At 60.6% G+C, this 25,947-nt stretch carries 26 protein-coding genes and 1 pseudogene; 13 read left to right on the top strand and 14 right to left on the bottom strand.

The window, feature by feature from the left end; all coding sequences use genetic code 11:
- Positions 1–349: 349 nt before the first annotated feature.
- From AACU78_RS17510 to AACU78_RS17500, 3 genes are all read left to right on the top strand, one after another.
- Positions 350–835: an Hcp family type VI secretion system effector gene (locus AACU78_RS17510; protein WP_106577007.1), complete on the top strand. Its 486-nt coding sequence runs from the start codon at positions 350–352 to the stop codon at positions 833–835.
- 98 nt (positions 836–933) lie between these two features.
- Complete coding sequence (locus AACU78_RS17505) at positions 934–1,563, top strand: DUF4225 domain-containing protein (RefSeq protein WP_256586937.1); 630 nt, start codon at positions 934–936, stop codon at positions 1,561–1,563.
- Entirely contained in the window at positions 1,553–1,861 is a 309-nt protein-coding gene (locus AACU78_RS17500) for a hypothetical protein (RefSeq protein ID WP_106577005.1), read from the top strand. The genes AACU78_RS17505 and AACU78_RS17500 overlap by 11 nt, the downstream gene beginning before the upstream one ends.
- Positions 1,862–2,148: 287 nt before the next feature.
- Here the strand turns inward: AACU78_RS17500 and AACU78_RS17495 are convergent, their stop codons facing one another.
- On the bottom strand, positions 2,149–3,375 hold the full coding sequence (locus AACU78_RS17495) for an MFS transporter (protein ID WP_106577300.1): 1,227 nt from the start codon (positions 3,373–3,375) through the stop codon (positions 2,149–2,151).
- Between the two features lie 274 nt (positions 3,376–3,649).
- Between AACU78_RS17495 and AACU78_RS17490 the strand changes: the two genes are divergently transcribed.
- Complete coding sequence (locus AACU78_RS17490; RefSeq protein WP_106577004.1) at positions 3,650–3,904, top strand: hypothetical protein; 255 nt, start codon at positions 3,650–3,652, stop codon at positions 3,902–3,904.
- Between the two features lie 93 nt (positions 3,905–3,997).
- Here AACU78_RS17490 and AACU78_RS30105 read toward each other — a convergent pair whose 3' ends face one another.
- The 4 genes and pseudogenes from AACU78_RS30105 to AACU78_RS17475 form a co-directional block, all read right to left on the bottom strand.
- The gene (locus tag AACU78_RS30105) at positions 3,998–4,861 is read right to left on the bottom strand and encodes a methyl-accepting chemotaxis protein (RefSeq protein ID WP_371924122.1); all 864 of its coding nucleotides are present in this window, start codon (positions 4,859–4,861) and stop codon (positions 3,998–4,000) included.
- Positions 4,853–5,608 (bottom strand): annotated as a pseudogene (locus AACU78_RS30100) (MCP four helix bundle domain-containing protein); the annotation flags it as partial. The pseudogene AACU78_RS30100 and the gene AACU78_RS30105, both read right to left, overlap by 9 nt.
- A 155-nt stretch (positions 5,609–5,763) precedes the next feature.
- Entirely contained in the window at positions 5,764–6,972 is a 1,209-nt protein-coding gene (locus AACU78_RS17480) for an EAL domain-containing response regulator (protein ID WP_106577002.1), read from the bottom strand.
- A gap of 108 nt (positions 6,973–7,080) precedes the next feature.
- The gene (locus tag AACU78_RS17475) at positions 7,081–10,692 is read right to left on the bottom strand and encodes a transporter substrate-binding domain-containing protein (protein WP_256586936.1); all 3,612 of its coding nucleotides are present in this window, start codon (positions 10,690–10,692) and stop codon (positions 7,081–7,083) included.
- Between the two features lie 176 nt (positions 10,693–10,868).
- Here AACU78_RS17475 and AACU78_RS17470 point away from each other — a divergent pair, with 176 nt between their 5' ends.
- From AACU78_RS17470 to AACU78_RS17450, 5 genes are all read left to right on the top strand, one after another.
- Positions 10,869–11,495: a response regulator transcription factor gene (locus AACU78_RS17470; protein WP_106577001.1), complete on the top strand. Its 627-nt coding sequence runs from the start codon at positions 10,869–10,871 to the stop codon at positions 11,493–11,495.
- A gap of 172 nt (positions 11,496–11,667) precedes the next feature.
- Positions 11,668–12,225, top strand: coding sequence for a cytochrome b (locus tag AACU78_RS17465; RefSeq protein WP_106577000.1), 558 nt, complete (start codon positions 11,668–11,670; stop codon positions 12,223–12,225).
- 34 nt (positions 12,226–12,259) lie between these two features.
- Positions 12,260–12,811, top strand: a complete 552-nt coding sequence (locus AACU78_RS17460; protein WP_177410078.1) for a tetratricopeptide repeat protein — start codon at positions 12,260–12,262, stop codon at positions 12,809–12,811.
- Positions 12,812–12,883: 72 nt separating this feature from the next.
- A complete protein-coding gene (locus AACU78_RS17455; RefSeq protein ID WP_106577297.1) occupies positions 12,884–13,369 on the top strand; it encodes an RNA polymerase sigma factor in 486 nt (161 codons plus the stop codon).
- Positions 13,366–14,133, top strand: coding sequence for an anti-sigma factor family protein (locus AACU78_RS17450; protein WP_106576999.1), 768 nt, complete (start codon positions 13,366–13,368; stop codon positions 14,131–14,133). The genes AACU78_RS17455 and AACU78_RS17450 overlap by 4 nt, the downstream gene beginning before the upstream one ends.
- Before the next feature lie 2 nt (positions 14,134–14,135).
- Here the strand turns inward: AACU78_RS17450 and AACU78_RS17445 are convergent, their stop codons facing one another.
- Entirely contained in the window at positions 14,136–15,095 is a 960-nt protein-coding gene (locus AACU78_RS17445) for a LysR family transcriptional regulator (protein ID WP_106576998.1), read from the bottom strand.
- A 157-nt stretch (positions 15,096–15,252) separates the two neighbouring features.
- On the opposite strand from AACU78_RS17445, the gene AACU78_RS17440 reads away from it, so the two are divergent.
- The 4 genes from AACU78_RS17440 to AACU78_RS17425 all read left to right on the top strand — a co-directional run bounded on the left by AACU78_RS17440 (position 15,253) and on the right by AACU78_RS17425 (position 19,131).
- On the top strand, positions 15,253–16,572 hold the full coding sequence (locus tag AACU78_RS17440) for an MFS transporter (RefSeq protein ID WP_106576997.1): 1,320 nt from the start codon (positions 15,253–15,255) through the stop codon (positions 16,570–16,572).
- A gap of 13 nt (positions 16,573–16,585) precedes the next feature.
- The gene (locus AACU78_RS17435) at positions 16,586–17,836 is read left to right on the top strand and encodes a Zn-dependent hydrolase (protein ID WP_106576996.1); all 1,251 of its coding nucleotides are present in this window, start codon (positions 16,586–16,588) and stop codon (positions 17,834–17,836) included.
- A 66-nt stretch (positions 17,837–17,902) separates the two neighbouring features.
- Positions 17,903–18,925, top strand: a complete 1,023-nt coding sequence (locus AACU78_RS17430; RefSeq protein ID WP_106576995.1) for a histone deacetylase family protein — start codon at positions 17,903–17,905, stop codon at positions 18,923–18,925.
- Positions 18,926–18,999: 74 nt separating this feature from the next.
- Complete coding sequence (locus AACU78_RS17425) at positions 19,000–19,131, top strand: hypothetical protein (RefSeq protein ID WP_256586935.1); 132 nt, start codon at positions 19,000–19,002, stop codon at positions 19,129–19,131.
- Between the two features lie 28 nt (positions 19,132–19,159).
- Here AACU78_RS17425 and AACU78_RS17420 read toward each other — a convergent pair whose 3' ends face one another.
- From AACU78_RS17420 to AACU78_RS17385, 8 genes are all read right to left on the bottom strand, one after another.
- Positions 19,160–20,053, bottom strand: coding sequence for a hypothetical protein (locus AACU78_RS17420; protein ID WP_177410077.1), 894 nt, complete (start codon positions 20,051–20,053; stop codon positions 19,160–19,162).
- Between the two features lie 98 nt (positions 20,054–20,151).
- Positions 20,152–22,086, bottom strand: coding sequence for a response regulator (locus AACU78_RS17415; protein ID WP_106576994.1), 1,935 nt, complete (start codon positions 22,084–22,086; stop codon positions 20,152–20,154).
- Positions 22,076–22,939 (bottom strand): sensor histidine kinase, encoded by an 864-nt coding sequence (locus AACU78_RS17410; protein WP_106576993.1) that lies wholly within the window; start codon positions 22,937–22,939, stop codon positions 22,076–22,078. Before AACU78_RS17410 ends, AACU78_RS17415 begins: the two co-directional genes overlap by 11 nt.
- Complete coding sequence (locus tag AACU78_RS17405) at positions 22,932–23,939, bottom strand: ATP-binding protein (RefSeq protein WP_106576992.1); 1,008 nt, start codon at positions 23,937–23,939, stop codon at positions 22,932–22,934. The genes AACU78_RS17410 and AACU78_RS17405 overlap by 8 nt, the downstream gene beginning before the upstream one ends.
- Entirely contained in the window at positions 23,930–24,334 is a 405-nt protein-coding gene (locus AACU78_RS17400; RefSeq protein ID WP_106576991.1) for an ATP-binding protein, read from the bottom strand. Before AACU78_RS17400 ends, AACU78_RS17405 begins: the two co-directional genes overlap by 10 nt.
- Positions 24,331–24,693 (bottom strand): STAS domain-containing protein, encoded by a 363-nt coding sequence (locus AACU78_RS17395; RefSeq protein ID WP_106576990.1) that lies wholly within the window; start codon positions 24,691–24,693, stop codon positions 24,331–24,333. Before AACU78_RS17395 ends, AACU78_RS17400 begins: the two co-directional genes overlap by 4 nt.
- Before the next feature lie 2 nt (positions 24,694–24,695).
- Positions 24,696–25,547 carry an STAS domain-containing protein gene (locus AACU78_RS17390; protein WP_106576989.1) on the bottom strand — a complete coding sequence of 284 codons (852 nt, stop codon included), beginning with the start codon at positions 25,545–25,547 and terminating at the stop codon, positions 24,696–24,698.
- An 86-nt stretch (positions 25,548–25,633) separates the two neighbouring features.
- Positions 25,634–25,849 (bottom strand): hypothetical protein, encoded by a 216-nt coding sequence (locus AACU78_RS17385; RefSeq protein WP_146151420.1) that lies wholly within the window; start codon positions 25,847–25,849, stop codon positions 25,634–25,636.
- Positions 25,850–25,947: the final 98 nt, after the last annotated feature.

The following is a 25,947-nucleotide window of genomic DNA, read 5'->3' as shown; positions in this document are numbered from 1 at the left end:
ATCTTCAGTACTTATACCCATTCCTCCGTGAGCGACTGACGAACGGTATCGCCAAGTTTTTTCCATTCCTTCAATGGCTTAATCTTCCTCGGTCATCAGAACACCCGAGGACAACTGCCACCCAGTCCTGTTTGAAAGCAGAGATTAGTAACTTCTTCATAACGTGTTGTTACATCGTGAAAAGGCTGACTCCCGACCTACCGATGCTCTCAACGCCATTTATGACGACGACAGTGCGCTGAAATCAGAAGTCTCAGATTTTCCTGAGAACCGGACGCGTCCTACACGTGCATCCTTGATCGCTGTAATAGTCTACTCAGCCGATTGGTTGAGTACGAGAAGGTTACCCATGGCGAACACTGGTTATATGTCGATCACCGGTAAGGTTCAAGGATTGATTTCAGCGGGTTGTTCAAGTCAGGAGTCGATAGGTAATAAGTGTCAGCCGGGCCATTTAGATGAAATCATGGTGCTCTCATACAGCCATAACATGGCGAATATTGGCAACGTGAACAAGCCGACGCATCGCCCAATTGTGCTCACAAAAAATGTTGATAAATCGTCACCCTTACTCGCTCAAGCGCTTTCAAGTAGAGAGGAAATTGAATGTACGATTAACTTTTATCGAATATCTTCCTTTGGACAGCAGCAAAAGTTTTACTCAATCTCGATTGAAGGCGGTGTTATCACAGACCTGACGCTGGATATGCCGCATGTCATTTTACAAAACGATGCCGAACCACAGGAACATCTAGCGATTCGTTATCGGAGCATCACGTGGGCCCACCACCTTGCTGGCACAACAGGCTATAGCGCTTGGGGAGGCGATGAGTGAAACCCTTGACGGACAGAGTGGATGGCGACAGGTCCGATAGCTGCGATTTTTGGCAGGTCAGTCGTGCTGGGAGCATTCTGGCTAACCAGGCGTGTACCGTGAGCGCACGGCATATCAAAGATGGAGTTCTGCGACTGCAGTTCCACCGTGAGGTAGCGTTCTTCGCGAGAAGCATCGTCCGCGATGTGGAGCAGGGTAAAAAGTCCCCAGAGCAGGGTATGAGGGAGCTGGAAAGCGAACAAAAAAGCCTGCTTGAGCAAGCACGGGATGTCGCACAAAAAGGTGTCGGGGTGATTGCCGGTGCACTGCAGTTCGCGACAGGGGCAGGCATTTGCTACGCGTCCTTCGGTACGCTATGCCTGGTCGCTGGAGCGCCGCTGATCGCGCACGGAGCCAACAACGTCTATGAGGGGGGACGAAATTTGTGGGAGGGCCGCTCGGACACTCAAGGGCCGTTACGCAAGGGATACCATGAAGTTGCCAAAGCAATGGGCGGTGGTGAGTCTGAAGGAAATATGGCGTACGGAGGTGCAGATTTATTGATGTCAGCATATGGTGCAGGTCGATTGGTGTTGAGGCCTGACTCCTGGCGTCTGTTTCGTTATGTTCGAGCCGATTACCAGCGTGGATACGTCGACGCAAGTAAAGCCGCCTTGGTACTCGATGCTGCAGCTGATATAAGCACCATAAATGTCTTATATAAAGAGTATAAAGAAAATGGGCGCTGACCAGATTCTTGTCACTGCCATTTATTTTTTTATTTCTCTTTTGGGATTTTTATTTTGGCGTTCAATCAGTAAGCATTATTCTGGTGATAATTTTACTGTTAAGTGGTTTTGGATATGCCTTGTTGGTGTTTTACTGTGGGCGGCGGCTCAGTCTAGTGTGGCGCACCACGGCTCGTTATTGTTTTTTTCTCCACCCTTGGAATTTCTGGAGCATAACGATTGGGTTCGATGGATTGCTTTCATTAGTTGGCTTCTTCAGGGGGTATGTATTCCTAGCAAAACCATGCGCAACCCTTAGCTTGCATGCGTTCTGATCCAGCTTGCCTGAGCGACTGAGAAGGATTCGAGCCTATTGCCCGCAGCTATTGGCATCGAAACAACCCTTGCCAACAAGACCCGGACAACATCCACTCACCAGTGATCATGCACCTCGCTTAATTGAACGAGAGCACCCAGGCGCTAGTGGAAGCTGTGTTGGAGCGCAGTTCCCCGACAGGTACACCCACCCAATAATCCGCTACCTCAGAAACTAAAAAATCCTGCTGAGCTCAACGCCCAGCAGGCCTTTCAGTCATTCCTCCCTGGTCAGCCGGGCTGCGCCACCAAGCTATTGCTCACATTGCGCCCCAGCACCAATACCGTCACAAACCCACAGCCGACCAACGCCGTCGCCAAACTCAACAACATCGCGCTGCCCATCTGATCGACGATCCGTCCGCCAAAGAACGAGCCCAAGGCAATGATCACTTGGAACAAGGCAACAAACAGTGGCATGCCGCGTTCGACATCCTTGGGCGCTACTACAAACATCCAGATACTGGCGCAAGCCGGGAAGGCGCCGAAGGCGAAGCCCCACAGCCCGATCAACATCGCGGCGCCGGTCATGCCGGTGGCGAAGTAGGGGAACAGCGCGGTGCTTGTGCCGATCATCAGCGCGACCAGCAGCAAGGTGTAACGGACGCTGCGGTTGGCGGCGAAACCGGCAAAGACATTGCCCATCACGCCGGCCACACCGTAAAGCAGCAGCAGTGAGCCAATCGTTGGGCCGTCGAAGCCGGAGCTGTTTTTGAAGAAGGGCGCGACATAGGTGTAGGCCGCAAAGTGCGCCAGCCCGATCAGCAAGACGGCGATCAACCCGACCCGTGCTTGTGGGTTGATGAACAAGGCCGGCAGGTCGCGGACCTGAATGGCTTTTTCCGGGGTAAGGCGTGGCAGCAGGAGGACTTGCGCCAGCAGCACCGGCACGCCCACCAGCGCGGTCACCAGAAAGGTCATGCGCCAGCCCATCAGGCCACTGAGCCAGGTGCCAACAGGCACGCCAAGCACGGTGGCCAGCGTCACTCCCATCATGATGATCGACGTGGCCTTCGCTACGCCCACACCCTTGGGTGCCAAGCGCCCGCTGAGGGCGATCGCTGTCGCCCAGAAGCCGCCGATGCTGATGCCCAGCAGTACGCGGCCGAACAACAGCACGCTGAAATCGCTGGCGTAGGCCACCACCGAGTTGGCGATGATCATGATCAGCGTCAGACCGATCAGCAGGTAACGACGGTCCATGGCGCCAATGCTGACAGACAGCAACGGCGCGGCCAGGGCGGCCATGATGCCGGGCAGGGTCACCATCAGGCCGGCGTGGCCGGCGCTGATGCCGAGGTCGCTGGCAACGTCGTTGAGTACGCCCACCGGCAGAAACTCACTGGTCACCAAGGCGAAGGCGCCCACGGCGACCGAGAGTATCGCCAGCCACTGCTGTTTGACGCTCTGTTGATTATGTTCGGGAAGGCCGCTGGGAGCCGGGCTGGCGCTTGGCATGGTATTGGGTTCCATAGGGACATGTCGCCTGAAGCAGGCGAGGGGAAGGGAGAGTGGGGGCGATTATAGGAAGCGGGTTGGGCAATCACACAGGCGAGCGTTTCGATAATAACCATCAGTGCAATCGATTAGACGCCTTACATCACGCTTGCGCCTTTCGTACCGGTTTCCCAAACGTTGCCTACAGGCAGCGCGTTGCGACCTGTTCTGCAACTCACTATCGTGGTCCAGCGATTTTCAGGTAGGAAATCCCACACAGCAAAGGAGTTGCATCATGAGCAAAAACACCAAGAAAACCTCCGGCAAGATGGCCACCTTGGCGGCGGAAACCCTCAATAATCCAAACGCCTCGGCCCTTGCCAAAAGCCTTGCCGCTTCGGCGTTGGCCCAGAGCGGTACAGACAAGCAGACGAGCGCCGAGATGGAGGAGAAAGCAGCGAAGGCGCTTCAGAGCGATAAATACAGCGACCAGACCAAATCCCTCGCTGCCTCGGTCCTCTCCCAGGCCAATAGAGAACGCGGACGCTGAGTTAACAACGCCGCCAAGGCACAAGCCCTGTAGCTGAACACGCTACGGGGCTTTTTCGTTTCCGATGTTTTGTTCCAGCAGCTTGCGGCGGGCTTAAACCACGAACTTCGCAATCATTGTGTTCAGGTCAACCGCCAGGCGCGAAAGCTCCTGACTGGCGGCGGTGGTCTGGTTGGCCCCGGCGGCCGTCTGGGCCGACAGATCACGGATATTCGTCAGGTTGCGATCCACCTCCCGGGCCACCTGCGCCTGCTCTTCGGAAGCGCTGGCGATGATCAGGTTGCCTTCGGTGATGCGGGTGATTGCATGGGTGATCCGCTCCAGCGACTCGCCCGCACAGTGGGCCACCGTCAGTGTCGAGCGTGCGCGTTCATTGCTGCTGTGCATCACCGATACCGCCTGGGCCGAACCCTTCTGCACCCCGCTGACCATCTGCTCGATTTCCTGGGTCGACTGCTGGGTTCGATGCGCCAGGGCCCGGACTTCGTCGGCCACCACGGCAAAACCGCGTCCGGCCTCACCGGCGCGGGCGGCTTCAATGGCCGCGTTCAGGGCCAGCAGGTTGGTTTGTTCCGCAATGGCGCGGATCACGTCCAATACTTTGGTGATGTGTTGAACACTGTCGGCCAGGCTCTGGATTTCTTCGGTCGCCGACGTCACTTCCTCGGCCAGCAAAGCAATCGACTCCACGGTGTCCATGACGTGGCCGCGACCGTTGCCTGCCATGGCATCACCGTCTCGGGAGGCGTCGGCAGTGCTGATGGCGTTGCGTGCGACCTCATCCACCGCTGCGGTCATCTGGTTGACCGCCGTGGCGGCCTGTTCGATTTCACCGTTCTGTTCGTGTAAGGCCCGTGTGGACTCCTCGGTGACCGCCGAGAGTTCTTCCGCCGCGGATGCCAGTTGATTGGACGAGTCGGTAATCTGGTGGATGGTTTCGCGAAGGTCCGACTGCATGGTTTCCAGCGCACGCAACAGCTGCCCAGGCTCGTCGTTGCCGTCCACCACAATCGACACAGTCAGGTCGCCCTTGGCCACTTGCTCGGCGATACGCACCGCCTGGTGCAATGGCAGCACGATGCTGCGGGTAAACAGCGTGGCCAGCAGTGCGGTGAGGAATGTCGCCAGTGCCATGGCGATGAATACCCATTTCACTGCGCCGTGGTACGTGGCGTCGGAGCTCGTGGCCGCGTCGTCGGCTTCCTGAATATTGATCGACAGCAGGTTCGCCAGCTCGGTCCCAAGCTTGTCGCCCAGGGCGATCAGTTCGCCATTGAGCAGCGCGATCGCCTGTGAGCGTTCGCCGTTGGCGGCCAGGGCCAATACCTGTTGCTGGACCTGCAGGTATTGGTCCTGGGCCGACTTGAAACGTTCGAACGTGACTCGCTCGGCGTCCACCGTGAGCTTGCTTGCGTACTGCGCGTTGTCGGCCTGAATCTGTTGGCGCAGCTGCGAAAAAGCCCGCTGGCTGGCCTTTACCTGCTCGGCGCTGTCCACCAACATCACCCGGTAGGTCGCGGCGCGGATCTCGGACACGGCGGTTTGCAGGTCGCCCAAGGCGAGGATGCTGGGCAACCAGTTTTTGTCGACTTCATCCGACTCGCTGGCCATGTCGCGCATCTGGCTCAAAGAGAACAGGCCCAGCAATACCACGAGCAGCCCGACCAGGCCGAAGCCAAAGGCCGAACGCAACGCTATTTTCATCTTTCTTAAACTCATGAACTCCCCCGGTCACAGGAAAAAAGAGCGGTTGCAGCACGCCGTTGTCCACGCGAAAGCGCAGGAGGCAATGGCTGCACCCTCTGTTGGTTTGAATGTTTTATAAGGCGCCAGTCAGCGGTGCTGACCGGTGTTGAGCGTCATCCCAGGCGCTGCGTGATGGCTTTTCTGCCGATCAGCCATGGCAATAGGGTGTGTGCCGGCATTGGGCGAGCAAGCAGGTAGCCCTGGCCCGTTTCACAGCCCAGGGTTATTAGAATGTCGCGCTGTTCAACGGTTTCAATGCCTTCAATCACCACACCAATGTTCAGCTCGCGCGCCAGGGACAAGACGCTCGAGATCGCTGCACGGCTGCGCGGCTCCGAAGACAGGTCGCGAATAAATTCGGCCTGTATTTTTATTTCGTTGAACGGCAGGCTGCACAGGCGCTGCAATGACGAATAGCCGCCGCCGAAGTCGTCGATGGACAAACCGCAGCCCATCATGCGAAGGCGCACCATGTTTTCCAGGCTGATGGAGCCTGGGTCGAGTGTGCCGGTCTCGGTCATCTCAAACGACAGGCTGGAACCGGGCGCGTCGAAGCGCTTGAGCAGCAGGGCCACGTGCGCACTCATCTGCGGGTTGGCAAATTGGCTCGCGTTGACATTCACCGCGAAGGTGAGCGACACCTCAGAGGCCAGTGCTTGCTTGCGCAGCGTCAGGCAGTGATCGATCTGGCGATACAGCAAACTGTCCATCAGGCCGTGCCGTTCCAGTACCGGAATAAATGACGCGGGTGCCAAGATGCCCCGCTCAGGATGATTCCAGCGAGCAAGCGCCTCCACCGAGGTGACCTGCAATGTCCTGATGTCGAATTTTGGCTGATAGAAGACCTCCAGCTCGCCGTTCTCGAGTGCGCTGAGCACCTGATGTTCGTTGGTCTCACCGGCAACGTGCAGCGGGCAGGCTGGGTGCGAGTCGTCGTCCAGGTACTTGCCTGCCAGTCTTTTCAACTCGTGCTCGTGCAGCGGTTTGCACAACTGGCCGAGTACCCGCAGACCGAGCAGTGTCGCCATATGACTGATGGCTTGGCGCACGTCCAACGCGATGCTGCTGGTGATAACCACCGACTTCAGCGCGTGCCGTTGGCTTGCGCGGCGCAGGAAGGTAATGCCGTCCATGCCCTCCATGCAGATGTCGCAGAAGGCGATGTCTACCGGCCCGTTGCTCTGCAGCAACTGCAGCGCCTCCCCGCCGTCCGAGGCTTCAAGAATGCGGGTACAGCCCAGATGAGCGAGGAGCGTCACGGCGTAACGGCGCTGTACGGGCTGGTCCTCCAGGATCAGGACGCGAAGGGTGGACAGTGGCATTTGAATAGCTCATCGAAATTCTCAGACGCTAGCTTGCCAAAAGATGGTGGCCTTTTAATGGCGAAACACCTTACGTCTTTGCAAGAAATTTCTTAAGCTGGTTGGCGCTTACTCCTGCGCGGAGTCCTCCTGCAGCAGCGTCAGCAGCTGCCGCATGCACGTTTGCAGGGCGGCGGTCGAGGCCATCAGCTCGGCTCGCGCTGCGCCATTTGCGCAGTGGGCTTCAAGGTTTTCGCAGGTGAGGATCAGCTGTTCGTAGCGGATAAGCCTTGCCCCACCTTTGACCCGATGAGCCACGTGAGCCAAATGCTGCCGGTCGTCGCACGCCAGCAGTTCGGTGAGCTGTTGCAGGTCGGCGCGGGTGCTCGACAGCAGCTCTTCACGCACGGTTTGCAGCGCCGATAACTTGCCCGGAACCAGCGTTTTCAGATGGGCATCGAGTGAGGCTGCGGTCAGCTCCGTGCTCGCCTCGTTGTCGAAGTATTCGGTTTGCAGTGGCTGCAGCCGTGCACTCAGTTGTTCCAGGCTGATGGGCTTGAACAGGCAGTCGTCCATGCCGGCCGCCAGGCAGCGCTGTTTTTCTTCGGCGACGGCGTTGGCGGTGAACCCCAGCAACAAGCAACCAGGTTCGCCTCTGGACTGCTCCGCCTGGCGAATCGCCTGGGCCAATTGATAGCCGTTCATGCCTGGCATGTCGCAGTCTGTCACCACCACATCGAACGGTTGCGCATTCCACAAGGCCAACGCCTGGACGCCGTCGCTGGCGTGTTGAACGTCGTGGCCCAAATAGGCCAGTTGTTGTGACAGCACCAGGCGATTGGCGGCGTAGTCATCCACGATCAATACGCTTAGCGCCAGGCCCGGCGTCATCTCCAGCGGCACGTCGTCCTGCGGTGAAGGAACGTCTGCGGCAGGCAGAGCGAGCTTGACCGTGACCTGCGTGCCTTTGCCGGGAGCGCTGGTTAACACCAGGCTGCCGCCCATCATTTCGATCAACGACCGGCTGATGACCAGCCCCAGGCCGGAGCCTTGCTGCTGATTGCCGGCCTGGCTGAACGGCGCGAACAATTGCCGCTGGTCGGCCGCGCAGATGCCCACGCCGGTGTCCACGATACTCACCGATAACTGCATCGGCTGGGTGGCGTCAGCCGGTTGCGCGTGGGCGCTGATGCGCACTTCACCCACGGCGGTGAACTTGATCGCATTGCTCAACAGGTTGGCAATAATTTGTTTGAAGCGCAGGGCATCCATCAGCACATGGCGGTTGACGGCCGGATCAATCTCCAGCGTCAGCGCGATGGCCTTTTCGCGCGCCAGGCCGTCGAACACGCGCGTCACCGCGTTCAACAACAGGTGCGGGTTGGCGCTCTCGAGCGTCAGGCTTTGGCGACCGGATTCGATGCGGGCAATGTCGAGGACATCGCCGATCAGCGCCAGTAACTCCCTGGCAGCGCCCGACGCAACATCAATGGCGGCGCGGTCGAAAATGCCGTGTTCAGACTTGCGCGCAGCCATTTCCAGCATGCCGAGCACGGCGTTCATCGGGGTGCGGATCTCGTGGCTGATGGTCGCCAGAAACGTGGTTTTGGCCCGGTTGGCGTTATCGGCTTCCTGCTTGGCGGCGTGCAGTTGTTCGACCAGGCGCTGGCGGTCACTGACGTCGACCCAGCCACCGATCAGGCCGTCGACACGGCCTTCGCTGCCGCGAAAAGGCAGGATCCAGTGATAGATGGTGAGCACTTCGCCGCTGCGCAGGACGATCTGCCGGTCACGCAGCAAGGGTTCGTCGGCGTCCATGACGGCGAGGTAGTCGCGGTGGTATTCCAGGGCCTGCTCCTGGCTGGAGAGCAGGCTTTGCATCACGGTGGTGCCGAGCAACTGTCGCTCGTCCTCAACACCAAAAACCTCGCGATAGGCCTTGTTGCACACCAGCAACCGAGCCTGGCGATCCCTTACGTAAGTAGGGTGGGGCATGCCGTTGATCAGCACACGATCGAATTCAAGCCTGGCACTGAGTGCTCGCTCGGCGAGCTTGCGGCGCAGCACTTGGCGGCGCAGCAACACAATCCATACACACGCACTCAGCAGCAGCACGGCTGCCAGCGCGAAGCCCTGCAGGATTGCCGCCCGGTGTTTGCTCCAGTAGCTGTCGTCGAGCACCACCGGGCTGCGCCAGCGATTGGTCAGTTCGTCCATTTCCTCAGGCGAGATGCTCAGCAGCGACTTGTTGAGGATCGAGAGCAATATCGGCGAGGTGTGATCCACCGCAAACGCCAACTGCGCAGCACGGGCGCCGACGGTTGCGCTGATCTTCAACTGGTCGGGGTAGTTTCGGGCAATCAGATAACGTGCGCTCACCAGGGTGCTGACACAGGCCTCGACACTGCCTTTGGCGAGCATTGAAAACGCATCGGCGAGGCTCTGCGCTTCGACAATGCGCACCTGCGGAAACTGCTGTTCAATCAGCTCCCGGCTGGCGTTGCCCTTGATGATCGCCAGGCGTTTGCCCGACAAATCCTGCAGGTTGTTCGAGCTGTCGGCGTGGTTGCGCGTGACCAGCACAAACGGGGTGGACAGGTACGGCCGACTGAAACTGACGCGCTGTTCGCGATCAAAGCTTGGAGTCAATGCCGCCAGCATGTCAGCCTCCCCGTGGTTGACACGGGTGATCATCGCGTCCACCGAGCCGCCTTTTTGCGGGTCGAATTTCAACCCGGTCCTGAGGCTGATTTTGGCCATCACGTCGGCACTCAGGCCACGGAAACGGTCGTGCTCATCAAAAAAGGTGAAGGGCAAGAAGTCTTCATTGACCGCCACTTTCAGGCGCGGATGGTGCGCCAGCCAGCGCTGTTCCTCGACGCTGAATTGCACCTGGTGAGTACCCGAGATGCTCACGCCACCGGCGTTCCAACGGCGCGCGATGGCCATCTGTTCACTGGCGGGAATGGCTTGCAGCGCCGCATTGATCAGGTGCAGGAGTTCACTGTTCTGGCGAGTGGCGGCAAACGAGAAGTTATTGACTTCCATGCGCGAGAAATCCACCAGTTGCACGTTATTCAAGTAACTCTTGTTGATCAGGTAACTGGCGCTGACCGAGTCCCCCAGGTAAACATCAGCCTTGGAAAACGCCACTGCGCCTACGGCGTTGAGGATCGAGGGGTACAGCGTGAACGTAGCGTCCGGATAAAACGCCTGAACCGTACTCAGCGGCAAATAGTGTTCGACCATGGCCACGGTTTTACCCGCCAGGGTGGGGTCCAGCAGCGGTGAATCATGGGTGCGCGCCACGAGTGTCGGCTGGTCCAGGGTGTAGGGTTCGGACAGGCGAAGGTCCGGGTCTGCGCGTTCAAAATCGTTGGCCGACGCCAGCAGGTCGATCTCTCCGCGTTTGAGCGCCTGGATCACCGCACCGCGGTTGGGGTAGCGCTGCACCTGGATCTGTACCGACAGCAGTTGACCGATAAGCGCCAGGTAGTCCGCACTGATGCCCTCGAATTCGTTGCTGTGGTTGGTGATGTCAAAGGGCGGATAGTCGGGCTCGGACGTGCCGACACGCAGCTGTTTTTGCGTAGTCAGCCACGTCAGATCGGCGGGGCTCAAATGCAGTTGGCCCTCCTGCACGCTGGACCGGCCCAACACGGTTAACGTGACGGGCGAATCGGCCGCCCATGCCATGTGAGCACTCGCCCATAACGCCAGCAGGGCTGCGAACAACTTCAAATCAAAGGTCCTTAATGCGTAGAAGAGAGGGCGCAACGGCGGCGCTTTATGCGCACAGCGCCAATGTCCATCCACTGAGTAGCCTGTCAGGAATTGGGTAGTGGCACTAAAGCACTATGGTACATTGTCGGCATTATTGCCGACAAAGCCCGACTAATTCCCGAGGAAAGCTGCAGATGTATAAAGTCCTGGTGGTCGATGACCACCCTTTTATCAGGACCGCGCTGCGTACGCTCGTGAGTGAGGAAGGTTATAAAGTGGTGGGCGAGACCGACAATGGCGTCGATGCCATCAGCCAGGTCCGTCAACTGACCCCGGACCTGATGTTGCTGGACATCACCATGCCGCGCCTGGACGGCATTGCGGTGATCGAAAGAATCCGTGCGCTTGAGGTGAACACTCGGATCATCGTCCTCACCTCGCTTTCCTCGGAGCACTACGCCACGCGTTGCATCAGCGCCGGGGCTTCGGGCTTCATCAGCAAGACCGATGAACTGAGCGTACTGGCCCAGGCCATGAAAACCGTGATGAAGGGCTATGTCTATTACCCGGAGACGGTGGTGGCATTTTCGCGCAAGCGCGCATTGGCCGTGGATGAAGCGCAGTTGATCGCCTCGCTGTCCAACCGTGAACTCTCGGTATTTCAGCAGTTGTCCCGAGGCATGAGTAACAAGGACATTGCCCAGAATATTTTGCTCAGCAGCAAGACGGTGAGTTGCTATAAAGCGCGTTTGCTGGCCAAGCTCAATGTGAAATCGGTGGTGGACCTGGCGGATATTGCCAGGCGCAATAATCTGATTTAGCCCGCGATGCTCGTCAGGGTGATGGCTATGCACCCCGCAAAACGCTGGCGCCGCTTCGTCCCTGTACATAGCCAAAATCCTCGCCACGTCCTCTTCGAATAAATTTTTCGCGCCTCACCGAATAACCTGGGCCGCTGCGGTGTTCACCTCACAGACCACCCAGAGAACGCCCATGAACCGCCAAGCCGACCGCTACGACCGCCTGACCCGCACTTTGCACTGGCTCACCGCCGCCGTGGTGATCTTCATGTTTGCCAGTGCGCACATCTGGGAAAACCTCGAAAAGGGCACGCCGCTGCGCAAGGGCCTGCAATCGGTGCATATCTCGCTCGGCATCGCCATGGCCCTGTTGATCGTGGTGCGAATTGTATGGCGTGTGTTCGGCGGCAATCGCCCGAAGGCCGACAGTCACCCAACGCTTAACCTGTTCGCAAAAATGGCGCATGGTTGCCTGTACCTGTTGCTGCTGGCGCAGATTGCCTTGGGCTTTGTGTTTCGCTGGGCTCAAGGTGAACCCTTCAACTTTTTCGGGCTGTTCCCGGTTCCTGCGCCCTTTGTGATCGATCACCAATGGCGCGGCACCCTGGGCGGCCTGCATAACAACGTGGCCTGGGCGATCATCCTGCTGGCGGGCCTGCATGCCGCGGCTGCGCTCTGGCATCACTGTGTACTGGGCGACAGCACGCTGCGCCGCATGCTGCCGGGTTCACGCAATGTGTTTCAAAAGTGATGTTTCCTCCCAATCGCTACGGAGCATGACCGCCATGAAAAACCGCCACCCACACCCCGTTACTTACCGCACCGCGCTGTTCTACGGCGCATGCCTGGCTGCTGCGTTACTCGCAGGCCAGGCCCACGCCTCTGGTGACGAGTCGGCACCGCCCAAGCCCAATTGCCCCAAAGGCCAGGTCTGGGACACCAAGACCGCAAAATGCGTGCTGCAAACCAGCAAAGCCACCTCGGATGCCGACCGCACCGACTACGCCTACCGCCTGGCCAAAGATGGGCGCTACGACGAGGCTCTGGCCTTGCTCGACACCCTGCAAAACCCGAACACCGCCAAGGCCCTCAATTACCGCGGTTATGCCACGCGCAAACTGGGGCGCACCGATGAAGGCATCGGTTATTACCTGAAGTCGGTCGCGCTCGATCCCAACTACGCCCAGGTTCGCGAGTACCTGGGTGAGGCTTACGTGATCAAGGGCCGCGTCGACCTGGCGCAGGAGCAGTTGGTGAAAATCAAAGCCCTGTGCAGCACCACCTGCGAAGAATACGAAGACCTGGCCGAAGCGATTGCCGCTGCGCCACAGGCTTGAATCCACCGAGTGCGCGAGCAGGGGGCAGCCATTACCCACGAGGCTGAATTTCGTCGCGAGTTAGGCCTGCTGTTGCCGCGTTTGTGGCGATACGGGTGGGTGCTGTCGCGCCAAAAGCACCTGGCCGAAGACCTCGTGCAGGCCACCTGCGTCCGCGCGCTGGAGCGTGCCGGCCAGTTCGCGGCCGGCACGCGGTTGGACCGTTGGCTGCTGGCGATCATGCATTCCATCTGGCTCAACGAAGTGCGCTCGCAACGGGTGCGTCAGGGCCAGGGTTTTATCGATGCCGAACAGGCGTTGTCATTCGATGGCGAACGCCAGGCGCAGGAACAGGTGTTGGCCGCGCAGGTGATCAAACGCGTCAACGGCTTGCCCGAGGCGCAGCGAGAAACGGTGTTTTTGGCGTATGTCGAAGGGCTTTCCTACAAGGAAATTGCCGAAGTCCTGCGTATTCCCGTGGGAACCGTAATGAGCCGGCTGGCGGCCGCGCGTTTGAAGCTGGCAGAGACCGCCCCTGCAAAAAACCGGCAGGATCAAGTCAGCGGAGCACAGCGATGACGCACACAACCCCAGTGTCCGATGAACTGTTGGTGGCTTACCTGGATGGCGAACTGGAGGCTCGGCAGCATCGGCTTATCGCCGATCAGGTCAGCACTAACCCGGCACTTGCTGCACGCGTTGAGGCCTTGCAGTGCGCCGATTTACCCTTCAAGGCCGCGTTCGAAGCGATGCTTGACCAAGCCCCCAGCGAACGCCTGCAGGCCATGCTCAAGGCGCTGCCACCGGTACAGGCTCCCGCCTTGAGTCGCCGGCGGTTCCTGGCTGTGGCGGCGGGGTTTGCCGTTGCCGGTGTGGTCGCCGACCGCGTGTTCATGAGCTGGCCACGGGCGGAGTCTGGCCAAGGTTGGCGCGCCTCGGTTGCCGAGTACATGGCCTTGTACACGCCGCAGACCCTGGAAAACCTCAGCGCCGACCCCGCTTCGCAGGCCGCCCAACTGCGCTCCGTGGGCGCACAACTGGGCCTGCCGTTAACCCTTGGCGCGGTAGAGCTGCCCGGTGCCGAGTTTCGGCGCGCGCAGATCCTCGATTATGACGGCGCCCTGATCGGTCAACTGACCTACCTGGACCCGCGCCACGGGCCACTGGCCTTGTGCATCACGGCCAGTAAAAGAGGCGCTCAGCCCGTCGCGACGGAGCAGCGCCGAGGCCTGAATGTGGTGTATTGGGCCAACCTGTCCCATGGGTTCATGCTGATCGGTCGAAACCCTTTCGACGATTTGCAGGCCATAGCTGGCGGCGTCGAGCGGGCGTTGGCGGGTTGAAATCAGCGACTGGCATCCTCAGCAGCGCCCGCCAGCCGAGCCGAAAGACGCTCGATAAACACCGTCTCCGCCCGGCTCATCTTCTGCTCGCGATTCCACAGCAGATGAATGTCCACATCGGCGATCCCGTCATCCGGCGGTAGCCGCCACAGCAGTCCGTGCTTCACATCGTCGGCCACCACATGAATCGGCAAACAGCCTAAGCCAAAACCGGCAATCACCAGGCGTCGCACCTCTTCCAGGCTTGATGACGACGCCACGATGCGCCCGCTGAACCCTTGCTGGTCACGAAAGATCGTCAGCGGCGACAACATGCCGCCAATCTGGTCGCTGGTAAAACTTACAAAATTCTCCGACTGCAAATCGCCTTCCGCCAAGCCGGTGCGCCCGAACAGCGGATGGTGGCGCCCGCAAAAAAACGCATAGCGCTGGCGCAGGAACAGGTGCTGTTCCAGGCGTGGCTGTGGCCGGCGATTAAGGCTCAGGCCCAGGGTTGCGGTTTTTTCCAGCAGGGCGGCGACGATGTCCGAGCTGCGCATCACTTCAACCTCCAGGTCCACGCGTGGATGCTCACGGTGAAAGGCGGCAAGGAAGTCGTCGAAGGTCTCCGAGTTGATCCGGCTGATCATCAGCAAGCGCACTTTGCCGAGCACTTCATCGCCGGGTTTTTGCAGCGCATTGCTCATCTGCGAGACCTGGCCGTACATCTCGCCGGCGATGGTGAAGATCTGTTCACCCGCTTCGGTGAGCGCGAAGCGCGGGCCACGGCGGGCGATGAGTTGGCAGCCCAGTTGTTCTTCCAGGCGCTTGAGCGCCTGACTGATGGCCGGTTGGGTCAGGTGCAGGCGCGCAGCGGCGCGGCTGATGCTCAGTTCCTGGCCGATGACACGGAAGGTGCGCAGCAGGTTCCAGTCCAGTCGGTCGTTGAGCAGAGGGTGACTGTCGCGACGAAATTCGGGCATGGCGCAGCTCGATAATAAGCAGGATTTATAATCGGAATAATAAATAGAAAATTGACTAATCATAGCCCCGCGACGATAAATCACCCCCAACAAGCGCCATCAGAGCGCGTGCGTTCGACATTCTCCTGCCAAAAAAATAACCAAAGGAGCCAGCCCCATGAAGCCTTCCGCTTCGCCGCAGCCGCGCCGTGCCGCGGCCGCCGCTTTTATCGGCACCATGATCGAGTGGTACGACTTTTACATCTACGCCACCGCCGCCGCGCTGGTGTTCGGCCAACTGTTTTTCCCTTCCGACGACAAACTGTTCAGCACCATGGCGGCGTTCGGCACGTTCGCCGTGGGCTTCTTCGCGCGGCCGTTGGGCGGCATTGTGTTCGGGCATATCGGTGACCGCATCGGCCGCAAGAAATCCCTGGTGATCACCTTGGTGATGATGGGCGTGGTCACCGTGTGCATCGGCCTGTTGCCGACCTACGCTCAGATTGGTGTTGCGGCGCCGGTATTGCTGGTGCTGCTGCGCGTGGTGCAAGGCATCGCCGTGGGCGGTGAGTGGGGCGGTGCGGTGTTGATGGCCGGCGAACATGCGCCGAAAGGTCGTCGAAACTTCTTTGCGTCTTTCGCTCAACTGGGCAGCCCGGCGGGTTTGATCCTGTCGCTGCTGGCGTTCAGTGCGGTCACCCGGTTGCCGGAAGAGGACTTGCTCAGTTGGGGCTGGCGCCTGCCGTTTCTGGCCAGCGCCTTGCTGTTGATCGTCGGCCTGGCGATTCGCCTGGGGGTCAACGAGTCTCCAGAGTTCCTTGAAGACAAGGCCATTGCCGAAAAAGCGCGGGCGATCCAGAAAGACCAGGCGCCCGTGATCGAAGTGCTGAAAACCGCCTGGCGCCCATTGCTGTTGTGCATCGGCGCCAACACCCTGGGCATTGCCGGCGTGTATTTCACCAACACCTTCATGATTGCCTACAGCACTCAGCAACTGGGCCTGCCACGTTCGCTGATTCTGGAATGCCTGTTTGTCGTCGCCATCATCCAGTTCTGCATTCAGCCACTGGCTGCCTGGGTGGCCGAGAAGGTTGGGGCCACGCGTTTTCTGTGCGCCATGACCGTACTGGCGATGGCCTCGCCTTATCCGATGTTCGTACTGGTCAGCAGCGGGCAGGCGCCGTTGATCATTCTCGGCATCGCCCTGGCTGTGGTGTGCATGGCCTCGTTCTACGCGGTGATCGCCGGGTTTGTCAGCGGCCTGTTTGAAACCCGCGTGCGCTACACCGCGATCTCCCTGGCCTACCAGGTGTGCGGTGCGCTGGCCGGTGGCCTGACGCCGTTGATCGGTACGTGGCTGGCCCACGAATACCAGGGCCAATGGTGGCCCATGGCAGTGTTTTACAGCCTGATCGCTGCGGTCTCGTTGGTGTGCGTACTGGCATTGTCGCGCCGCCACGCCACCGCCCACCGTCTTGAAATGGCCCACAGCGTTTAATGGAGCGTGCGTAATGTTGAAGATTAATGGCCAACGCCTGTGGGCGAGCCTGATGGCCATGGCCGAGATCGGCGCCACGGCGCGTGGCGGCAGTTGCCGTTTGGCCTTGAGTGCCGAAGACCAGGCGGGTCGTGAACTGTTCAGCCATTGGTGCAACGCCGCCGGGCTGACGTTGAGCGTGGATGCGATCGGCAACCTGTTCGCCCGTCGCGCCGGTACCGACAAGGACGCAGCCCCGGTGATGATGGGCAGCCACCTCGACACGCAGCCGGAAGGCGGGCGGTTCGATGGGGTTTACGGCGTGCTGGCCGGCCTGGAAGTGCTCCGCAGCCTTGACGATCACGGCATTCAAACCCGTAAGCCGCTGGAAATCGCGGTGTGGACGAATGAGGAGGGCGCCCGTTTTACCCCGGCCATGCTCGGCTCGGCCGTGTTCACCGGCAGCCTGGCACTCGACCAGGCGCTGGCCACCACCGATGGCGCCGGCATCAGCGTGGCCGAGGCTTTGCGCAGCACCGGCTACAACGGCGAGCGACCCCTGGGTGGCGCGGTGGACGCGTATTTTGAAGCCCATATCGAGCAGGGCCCGATCCTGGAGGACAACGCCAAGAGCATTGGCGTGGTGACCGGTGGCCAGGCGATCCGCTGGCTCGACGTGCGGGTCCAAGGCGTGGCCGCGCATGCCGGCACCACGCCGATGCCCCTGCGCAAGGACGCGCTGTATGGCGCGGCAAAAATGATTCAGGCGCTGGAAAACCTCGCCGCCGATTTCGCCCCCGAAGGCCTGACCACGGTCGGCGAGTTAAGCATCAGCAAGTCGTCGCGCAACACCATTCCCGGCTTGTTGACCTTCACTGTCGACCTGCGTCATCACCGCGACGCCGACATTGAAGCCATGGAGCAACAGGTGCGCGCGCGCCTGCACGCCATCGCCCAGCAGCGCGGCCTGACGGTCAGCATCAGTGGGCACTGGATCAGCCCGGCAACGCCGTTCGATGCCGATTGTGTGGCGTGCGTGCAGTCGTCGGTGGATGCCTTGGGCTACAGCCAGCAACGCATTGTCAGCGGCGCCGGCCACGATGCCATTCACCTGGCACGGTACTGCCCGACGGCGATGATTTTTATCCCGTGTGTCGGTGGACTCAGCCATAACGAAGCTGAAGACGTGCTGCCCGAGGATGTGCGCCAAGGCACCGATGTGCTGCTTAACGCCGTGTTGCAGCGCGCAGGCCAAGCTGATCAACGACTCAACGCTAACGTCTGACCAGATTCGAATGCAGGCGCCGGCACGCCAGCGCCTGCAGGTTGGGTGTTTATACAGGAGCATCTCATGCGTACGTTTTTCCACCCCGAACAACTGTTGCATCACCCGCGCAGCTACTACTCCCGCGGCCAGATGCGCACGCCCCAGGAAGTCCCCGAGCGCGCGCGCAACTTGCTGTTGGCCGCACAGACCTTGGGCTTCGATATCCAGCCGCCTGCTGACTACGGCCTTGAACCATTGCTGGGTGTGCACGGCGCGCCTTACCTGACGTTTTTGCAGGAAGCGCATTCACGCTGGAAGGAGATCCCCGAAGACTGGGGCGACGAAGTCATGTCGAATATCTTCGTGCGCGAACCCAACGCCCTGCGCGGCATCCTCGCCCAAGCTGCGCATTACCTGGCGGATGGCAGTTGCCCGGTCGGCGAGTTGACGTGGCGTTCGGCGTACTGGTCGGCGCAAAGTGCCGTCGCCGCCGCCAAGCACATCGTTGACGGCGCGCCGGCGGCCTATGCGCTGTGTCGCCCGCCGGGCCACCATGCTCGTTACGATGCGGCGGGTGGTTTCTGCTACATCAACAATGCGGCGGTGGCCGCTCAGGTTCTGCGCGAAGGCTTTGCGCGCGTGGCCGTGCTGGACACCGACATGCACCACGGCCAAGGCATCCAGGAGATTTTCTACGACCGTGACGACGTGCTGTATGTGTCGATCCACGGCGACCCGACCAACTTCTACCCGGGCGTCGCAGGCTTTGCCGACGAGCGCGGCGCGGCTGGCGGTGCAGGTTTTAACCTCAACCTGCCTATGGCCCATGGCGCCAGCGAAGCGGTGTTCTTCGAAAAGCTGGCGCTGGCCTTGGCGGCGGTCAAGGCATTCTCGGCGGATGTGCTGGTGTTGTCCTTGGGGTTCGATATCTACGAACTCGACCCACAAAGCAAAGTGGCGGTGACGCGTGAAGGGTTTGCGCGCTTGGGCGAATGCGTCCGGCAGTTGGGCTTACCCTGCGTGATTGTGCAGGAGGGTGGCTATCACCTGGAAACACTGGACAGCAATGCGCAGGCGTTTTTCAGCGGCGCCAAGGCGTGGGTGTAATGCGCAGGCGATAACTTCCGTGGATGCGTGATATCTTTGTGCCATCACGCGTCGTGATCGTCACGGAGGGTCGTATGAAAAAGCTTTCGTTGGTTGGGTTACTGGTGGTCTTGATGGTCACCCCGATGTTCGCGGCGGCGTGCCCCAAGGGCACGCATCCGGTGGGCGGCACGGGCTCGCACCACAAAGGCGGCACTTGCCAGTAGCCGCTGTTCGGTCTGTCTCGGGGCGGCGTCAGGGCTTGTGGCCGTCGCCGGCCGCCGCCAGCGCGTTGTTCACCAGTTTGAGTACCCGATTGCGTCCACCTTCGGCCACCAGGTAAGTGCCGTCTGCGGTTCGCACAATCGATTGCGGCGCCTTCAAAAACGACAGAATCGTCTGCTGGCGCCCCTGTTTGTCGATCAGCAACAAGCGTGCGCGGTGGGTGGAATCTTCATTGACCCACAGGCCCCGCTCATCGCACATCAAAAAGGTCGGTTGGTTAAGTTTGGCCAGTACCACCGGGTCACTGCCGTCGGCGGTCAGTTCGCGCACCATGCCTTCTTTCTTTTTGGTGTGGAGCATGCGGCCATCCGTGCAGCGGATAATCGACTCCGCCTGGTCCAGGCCCTCGCGTATTACGCTTATGCTCTGGTCGCTCCAGCGATAGCGCAGCAGGCGTCCTGCATGGCTGCGGTCTTCGATGGCATAGAGGTAGTCGCCGTCATCCCACAGGCCCTGCACGTTTTCGCCTTTGAACAATTCGGTGACCGCGCCGTCCTTGAGAAAGCTGACGGGGGCGTTGCCGGTTTCCTGGCTGAACACCCAGCCGCCTCGCGTGGCTAACATTCCGTCGGGTTTGGACAGGTTGCCCAGCACGACGTCGCGCGTTCCATCCAGCCGGATGTGCACGATGCTGCCCAGCCCGTCCTTGAGTTCCTGGGTGACCATCAACGAGCCGTCAGCCATCGGCATCAACGACGCCGCCTTGGCCACATCGGTGTGCAAAACCTGGTAACTCCACGAATCGGCGGCGCGCACCGGGTAGAAACTTTGCCAGGCAAAAAAGCCCAGGGTGGCGGTGCACAGCAGGCCGAGCGCCCACGATGCAAGGCGCAGGGGCCGATAGTTCTTGTTGGATTGAGTCATTGTTCGGTGCCGGTAGCAGCTTGCAAGGCCGGTCACGGTACCAAGCCTGTCACCGCACGGCATCCTGCAATTTAGCCGGGGCGGCCTGCGTGTCCCCCTTACTCGGTGCCTGGCAGGCCATCCAGCCCGCGTCGGATCTTCTCCAGCAACTCGTCGATATGGAACGGTTTGGAGATCAGGTCCATGCCTTCCCCCAGGAAGCTTTGGCGATTCGCTGCGTTTTCCGCATAACCGGTCATGAACAGAATCGGCAGCGTAGGACGCAGGCCACGGGCGACATCGGCCAATTCCCGCCCGGTCATGTAAGGCAGGCCGACATCGGTAAGCAACAGGTCGATGCTGGTGTCCTGGTTCAGGGTGGCGATCGCTTCATCACCGTCGGCCGCCAGGCTGCAGCGGTAACCGGCGTCGACCAGCACCTCGGCGACGAAGCTGCGCACCGAGGGCATGTCTTCGACGATCAGCACGTGTTCGCCGCTGCTGAGCCCGGGCGCCGCAACGGGCTTGGTGGTTGCGCTGGCCGGGCCCGAGGCAGCGGGCAGCATGATGGTGACCTCGGTGCCCTGGCGGGTGACGCTGCGGATCTGTGCATCGCCGCCGGACTGGCGTGCAAAGCCGTAGATGGTCGACAGCCCCAGCCCGGTGCCCTGGCCCAGCGGTTTGGTGGTGAAGAAAGGGTCGAACACTTTGTCGATCACACTGTGTTCGATGCCCACGCCGTTATCGCGCACGGAGAGCGCGATGTAGGCGCCGTTTTCCAGTTTCAGGTTGCCGTTGGAGTAAGCAGGGTAGGTGGTCACCCAGATATTGCCGCCCTTGGGCAGCGCATCGCGGGCATTGATGACCAGGTTCAGCACTGCGCTTTCCAGTTGGATCGGATCGACCAGCGCCACGGCCGGGTGGGTCGTCAGCTCGAGTTTGAGCGCGATGTGTTCACCGATCGTGCGCACCAGCAGCTCTTCCAGTGAGCGGATGTGCGCGTTGATATCCACCGGGCGCGTGTCCAGAGGCTGCTGGCGGGCAAATGCGAGCAGGCGGTTGGTCAGGCCGGCGGCGCTCAGGGCCGAGCTCAATGCGGCGTCGGCATAAGCCTTGACCTTCTCGGTATGCTGAGTGTCGAGGCGTTTTTTGATCAGCTCAAGGCTGGTGATGATCCCGGTCAGCAGGTTGTTGAAGTCGTGGGCGATGCCGCCGGTGAGTTTGCCCAGCGCGTCCATCTTCTGTGCCTGCAGCAACTGCGCCTCGGTGCGCGCCAGCTGCGTGGTGGCGTTGGTCAGCTCGGCCAGCTGATGGCGCTCGCGATGGCGATGCTCGGTGACGTCTTCGACAAACACCAGGCTCAGTTCGGCCCGGCGATAGGGCGAGATTTGCCACTCGGTTTCGCGCACTTGGCCATCGACTTGCATTTGCAAGGTGCCTTTCCAGCGCTCGCCCGCGGCGAGACGCAGGCGCAGCTCCTGAATGACGGCCTGCTGATCGCTGGCGAAGCATTCGAGCAAGGCGTCAGGGTTCAGGTTGTCCTGGATCAGTTGGGCGAACGCGTGGTTGCATTCATGCACCTTCAACTGCGGGTCCATGACGGCGATCGGCGCGCTGATGTTGAAGAATATTTCGCGAAAGCGCGCCTCGCTCTCGCGCAAGGCGTATTCGGTATCACGCACGCGCAGCAACGTGCGCAGGGTTGCCAGCAGCACGTCCGGGTCCACCGGGTGGATCAGGTAGGCATCGGCGCCGGCGTCCAGGCCGGTGATGATGTCGCCCGTCTCGATGGACGCAGCCGAGACGTGCACCACCGGTAGCAGAGCGGTCACCGGGTCGGCGCGCAGCGCGCGCACGATGTCGAAGCCACTCATGTCCGGCAGATTGACGTCGAGGATGAGCCCGTCGATCTGTTTGCTCGCGATCAGGTCCAGGCCCTCTTGGCCGGTGCCGGCTTCGAGCACGTGGTAGTGATGGCTTTCCAGGCGTCGGCGCAGGGCATAGCGGGTGGCGGCGTTGTCGTCGACGATCAGCAGCTGGATGTCACGATTCATCAGCAGGCCCGCCCGCGATAGACAGAGGAATGATCACAAAGAACATCGACCCGACGCCTGGGGCGCTTTGCACCCCGACACTGCCACCGAGCAACTCGGCAAAGCGCTTGCATAGCGAGAGCCCCAGGCCGGTGCCGCGCAGGCGTTTTTGCAGCGGTGAGTCGATCTGGGAAAAGTCTTCGAACAGGTTGTTGTGCAGCTCGGCAGGAATGCCCAGGCCAGTGTCCTGTACCGCAAAGCGGATCTCGTGCGCGCTTTCCATGCGGGCCGACACGCGCACCTCACCTTGCAAGGTGAACTTCAGGGCATTGGAGATAAAGTTGCGCAGGATCTGCGCCAGCTTCTTGTCATCGGTGTAGAGCTTGGGCAAGCCTGCGGGCTCTTCAAAGATGAGGTCCACCGACGAGGCGTCGACAATCGGGCGGAACATCCCGCGCAATGCCGAGAACAGGTCGAACATGTCAAACCAGGCAGGCGAGATGGTGATGCGCCCGGCCTCGATCTTGGCCAGGTCCAGCAGGTCGTCCACCATCTCGCGCAGCTCGCGCGCCGAGCTGCGGATGAAGCCTACCTGGGTCTGCTGCTCGGGGCTCAAGGGGCCGTCGAGTTCATCGGCAAGCAAGCTGGTGATGCTCAGGATCGAGCCCAGGGGCGTGCGGAATTCATGACTCATGTACGACAGGAAGCGGCTTTTCAGGTCTGATGCCTGACGCAACTGATCGGCCTGCATATCCAGTTCGGCATACAGTGCCAGCACACCCTGGTTGGTCTCATCCAACTCGGCACGCAAGGCGTCGGCTTCCTGGTGCAGGCGCTGCACTTGCTCAGTGAGCGAAGCAATGGTGTCAGCCATCAATGGCCTCCAGGGCAATCACGAAGACGGTAACGTCATCCCGGCCGCGACAGAAGTCACGGTGAAGGATGGCGGCGATCAGGGCGGGGTGGCGGTGGCAAAGCCCGGGATAGTCCGCAAGGTTCCAGCGTGACTGCAGCCCGTCGCTGTAAAGGATCAGCAGTTGGCCGCTGACCTGAGCGTAGTCGAAGGGTTGCGCCTTGCGAAACTGCACGCCGACGATGCCCGGGTGGGACGCCAGCCCGCGCGATTTGCCGAAGGCAATCAGGCTGGCGCCGATGTTGCCCACGCCGGTGAAACGCAGCCGGTCAGCCACGGCGTCGTATTGCGCCACGGCCACTGCGCCGCCCCGGGTGCCGTTCATGCCGATATGCATGTCGTTGAGCAGCGTGGCCGAGTCCTGAAAGGGGTCTTGGGCAAACACCTCTTCGCCCGCGCGCGCTGCCCGTTCGGCTTCGCTGCCATGGCCCAGGCCGTCGGCAACCATCATGCTGAACCGGCCCGCTTCGATTGCCAGGTGCCAGGCGTCGCCGCAGGCCGGATCGTCGTGCAAGGAATGCTGGCTGACGCCATAGCGGATATCCCGCGTGTTCGACGTGCGTGGGTAGAGCCGCGCCAACATCGCCGTGCCCCGATGATCGGCATGCACATCAAAGACCTGGGCCACACGCGATATGGCGCCCATGCCGATGCCTTGCGTGCCGCCCGTGGAGAACCCATCCACCAGGCAGCTTTCCAGGTCGAAGCCCTGACCACGGTCGACGGCGATCATTTCTACGCCCTGGTTGCCCGTAGCGCGCAGGTGCAGCTCGCCATGGGCGGCATGCTTGAGGATATTGCTGGCAAGTTCGGTCGCCACCAGGGCCACGCGCCCGGCGTCGGTTTCATCAAAACCCAGCAGCTCGGCAAGCTGCTGGGCGCTGCGCCGGGCATAGCCGATTTGGCTGACATCTTCGATCAAAAGCACTTGGGTCAAGGCGCTGGGAATATTCAGGTCCATCGGGTGATCGTCACGCGTGTGCCCTCGCCGGGTGCGGTTTCCAGTTCAAACTCGTCCACCAGGCGCCTGGCGCCGGTCAGGCCCAGGCCCAGGCCGCTGCCGGAGGTCCAGCCGTCGGTCAGGGCCAGCTTGAGGTCGGGAATGCCGGGGCCTTCATCGCGAAAGGTCAGGCGCAGGCCGGGGCGATGGTCTCTTTCGACGACGCTCCAATCCATGTACCCGCCGCCGCCGTAGACCACGGTGTTGCGCGCCAGCTCACTGACGGCCGTGACCAGCTTGGTCAGGTCGATCAGGCGCATGCCGCAGTCCTGTGCCAGCCTGCGTACTAATTGTCTGGCCAGCACAACGTCCTGTTCGATCAGCACGGGATGCGTGCCGCTGCTGGCTTGGCTCATAAGTGTTCTACCCGGTCACGCAGCAGTTTCATGCCGCGCTCGACGTTCAGTGCGGTCGCCACGCCGGGCAGGGTCATGCCCAGTTCCACCAGGGTAATGGCCACCGCCGGTTGCATGCCCACCAGCACGGTCTGCGCGTCCATGATGCGCGACAGGCCGGAAATGGTGCCGATCATGCGCCCGATGAACGAGTCGACCATGTCCAGCGCCGAAATGTCGATCAGCACGCCGCGCGCCGACGTGCGGCTGATGCGCTCGGACAGGTCGTCCTGCAGCGTCATGGCCAACTGGTCGTGCATGTCGACCTGAATGGTCACGAGCAAAAATTCGCCCATCTGCAAAATAGGGATGCGTTCCATGCTTAGACAGCCTTGCTGATGGTGACGCCCAGGCGTTTGAGGGCCAGCGCCAGGGCATCCGCCAAGTTGGCTTTGGTCACCACGCCTTGCAGGTCAAGGCCCAGGTGCACGATGGTCTGGGCAATTTGTGGGCGTACGCCACTGATGATGCAATCGGCACCCATCAGGCGGATGGCGGTGACGGTTTTCAGCAAGTGCTGGGCCACCAGGGTGTCGACGGTCGGCACGCCGGTGATGTCGATAATGGCGATTTCCGAGCCGGTGTCGACGATGCGTTGCAGCAGGGACTCCATGACCACCTGGGTGCGTTGCGAGTCCAGGGTGCCAATCATCGGCAGGGCCAGCACGCCGTCCCACAGCTTCACTACGGGGGTGGACAACTCCAGCAATTCTTCCTGCTGGCGTTTGATGACCGACTCACGGGACTTCTGGAAGGTGCGGATGGTGTGCATGCCCAGCGAATCGAGCAGTTCGGACACTTCCCACAGTTGCTCGGCCAGTTGCGCCGGTTGTTCGGCGTACTCACGTTGCAGCAGGCTGAACACTGGGCCTTTAAGGGCGAAAATGAAGCTGGCAGTCTGTTGCGAGTCTTGGCCGATCAAGGCACGGCTGTGCGACAGCTTTTCCAGGAAGACCCGGGTTTCGGCCCAGTTTTCATGGCTTACCTGCTGTGAGCTGCCCTGCAGAAGCGCGTCGATCAGCAAATTAAGGAAGTCGCCCGCTTGCTGTTTGACGTCATCACCCTTGACGTTTCGTGTGGCTCCCGAAGCCTCGAGGCTCGTAATCCATTCGGTCAGCAGGGCAGGGCGTTGGGTTTGCAGCGCCTGGATTGTATGAGCTTGAAGAGTTGCCACGAGAGTCTCCTTGAACGGCTTTAGTTGTTGCGGTGCAATTTATACTAAGTTGGGTTTTTTTGAATTGTTTCGTGAAATTTTCGTGTTCAAATCCGGCCGTATTGCTCACTTTCGTCTCTGCTACTCAAGCCGATCAGCGGCGTCAACGCAGCCCTCGCTTGAAGACTGCCTGTATCGACACCCGCTTCACTGGATTTATCCACCGTAAATGCGATGAAGCGCGAAGATGGCAGGGTACGCAGCGAAGGTTGCAGGTAGTCGCGGTGCGGGCACACCTGACGCGCTGATAGCGCCGGTTTCATCGTTGTCGCCGGGTTATCAATCCAAACCCGTGCAGGCACACATGGCGCGCCACCACTGCCCATACGATAATGCCCCCCAAATCGACCACCCTGGCCCA

The sequence above is a fragment of the Pseudomonas sp. R9.37 genome, from assembly GCF_963878885.1.
Classification (GTDB): domain Bacteria; phylum Pseudomonadota; class Gammaproteobacteria; order Pseudomonadales; family Pseudomonadaceae; genus Aquipseudomonas.
This window is presented reverse-complemented; position numbering and strand designations above follow the sequence as displayed.

Excerpts from the sequence above, each read along its gene's own strand:
- AACU78_RS17510 (WP_106577007.1), top strand. The coding sequence starts at position 350 with ATGGCGAACACTGGTTATATGTCGATCACCGGTAAGGTTCAAGGATTG.
- AACU78_RS17500 (WP_106577005.1), top strand. The coding sequence starts at position 1,553 with ATGGGCGCTGACCAGATTCTTGTCACTGCCATTTATTTTTTTATTTCT.
- AACU78_RS17495 (WP_106577300.1), bottom strand. The coding sequence starts at position 3,375 with ATGCCAAGCGCCAGCCCGGCTCCCAGCGGCCTTCCCGAACATAATCAA.
- AACU78_RS17490 (WP_106577004.1), top strand. The coding sequence starts at position 3,650 with ATGAGCAAAAACACCAAGAAAACCTCCGGCAAGATGGCCACCTTGGCG.
- AACU78_RS30105 (WP_371924122.1), bottom strand. The coding sequence starts at position 4,861 with ATGCAGTCGGACCTTCGCGAAACCATCCACCAGATTACCGACTCGTCC.
- AACU78_RS17480 (WP_106577002.1), bottom strand. The coding sequence starts at position 6,972 with ATGCCACTGTCCACCCTTCGCGTCCTGATCCTGGAGGACCAGCCCGTA.
- AACU78_RS17470 (WP_106577001.1), top strand. The coding sequence starts at position 10,869 with ATGTATAAAGTCCTGGTGGTCGATGACCACCCTTTTATCAGGACCGCG.
- AACU78_RS17465 (WP_106577000.1), top strand. The coding sequence starts at position 11,668 with ATGAACCGCCAAGCCGACCGCTACGACCGCCTGACCCGCACTTTGCAC.
- AACU78_RS17460 (WP_177410078.1), top strand. The coding sequence starts at position 12,260 with ATGAAAAACCGCCACCCACACCCCGTTACTTACCGCACCGCGCTGTTC.
- AACU78_RS17450 (WP_106576999.1), top strand. The coding sequence starts at position 13,366 with ATGACGCACACAACCCCAGTGTCCGATGAACTGTTGGTGGCTTACCTG.
- AACU78_RS17445 (WP_106576998.1), bottom strand. The coding sequence starts at position 15,095 with ATGCCCGAATTTCGTCGCGACAGTCACCCTCTGCTCAACGACCGACTG.
- AACU78_RS17440 (WP_106576997.1), top strand. The coding sequence starts at position 15,253 with ATGAAGCCTTCCGCTTCGCCGCAGCCGCGCCGTGCCGCGGCCGCCGCT.
- AACU78_RS17435 (WP_106576996.1), top strand. The coding sequence starts at position 16,586 with ATGTTGAAGATTAATGGCCAACGCCTGTGGGCGAGCCTGATGGCCATG.
- AACU78_RS17430 (WP_106576995.1), top strand. The coding sequence starts at position 17,903 with ATGCGTACGTTTTTCCACCCCGAACAACTGTTGCATCACCCGCGCAGC.
- AACU78_RS17425 (WP_256586935.1), top strand. The coding sequence starts at position 19,000 with ATGAAAAAGCTTTCGTTGGTTGGGTTACTGGTGGTCTTGATGGTCACC.
- AACU78_RS17420 (WP_177410077.1), bottom strand. The coding sequence starts at position 20,053 with ATGACTCAATCCAACAAGAACTATCGGCCCCTGCGCCTTGCATCGTGG.
- AACU78_RS17415 (WP_106576994.1), bottom strand. The coding sequence starts at position 22,086 with ATGAATCGTGACATCCAGCTGCTGATCGTCGACGACAACGCCGCCACC.
- AACU78_RS17410 (WP_106576993.1), bottom strand. The coding sequence starts at position 22,939 with ATGGCTGACACCATTGCTTCGCTCACTGAGCAAGTGCAGCGCCTGCAC.
- AACU78_RS17405 (WP_106576992.1), bottom strand. The coding sequence starts at position 23,939 with ATGGACCTGAATATTCCCAGCGCCTTGACCCAAGTGCTTTTGATCGAA.
- AACU78_RS17400 (WP_106576991.1), bottom strand. The coding sequence starts at position 24,334 with ATGAGCCAAGCCAGCAGCGGCACGCATCCCGTGCTGATCGAACAGGAC.
- AACU78_RS17395 (WP_106576990.1), bottom strand. The coding sequence starts at position 24,693 with ATGGAACGCATCCCTATTTTGCAGATGGGCGAATTTTTGCTCGTGACC.
- AACU78_RS17385 (WP_146151420.1), bottom strand. The coding sequence starts at position 25,849 with ATGAAACCGGCGCTATCAGCGCGTCAGGTGTGCCCGCACCGCGACTAC.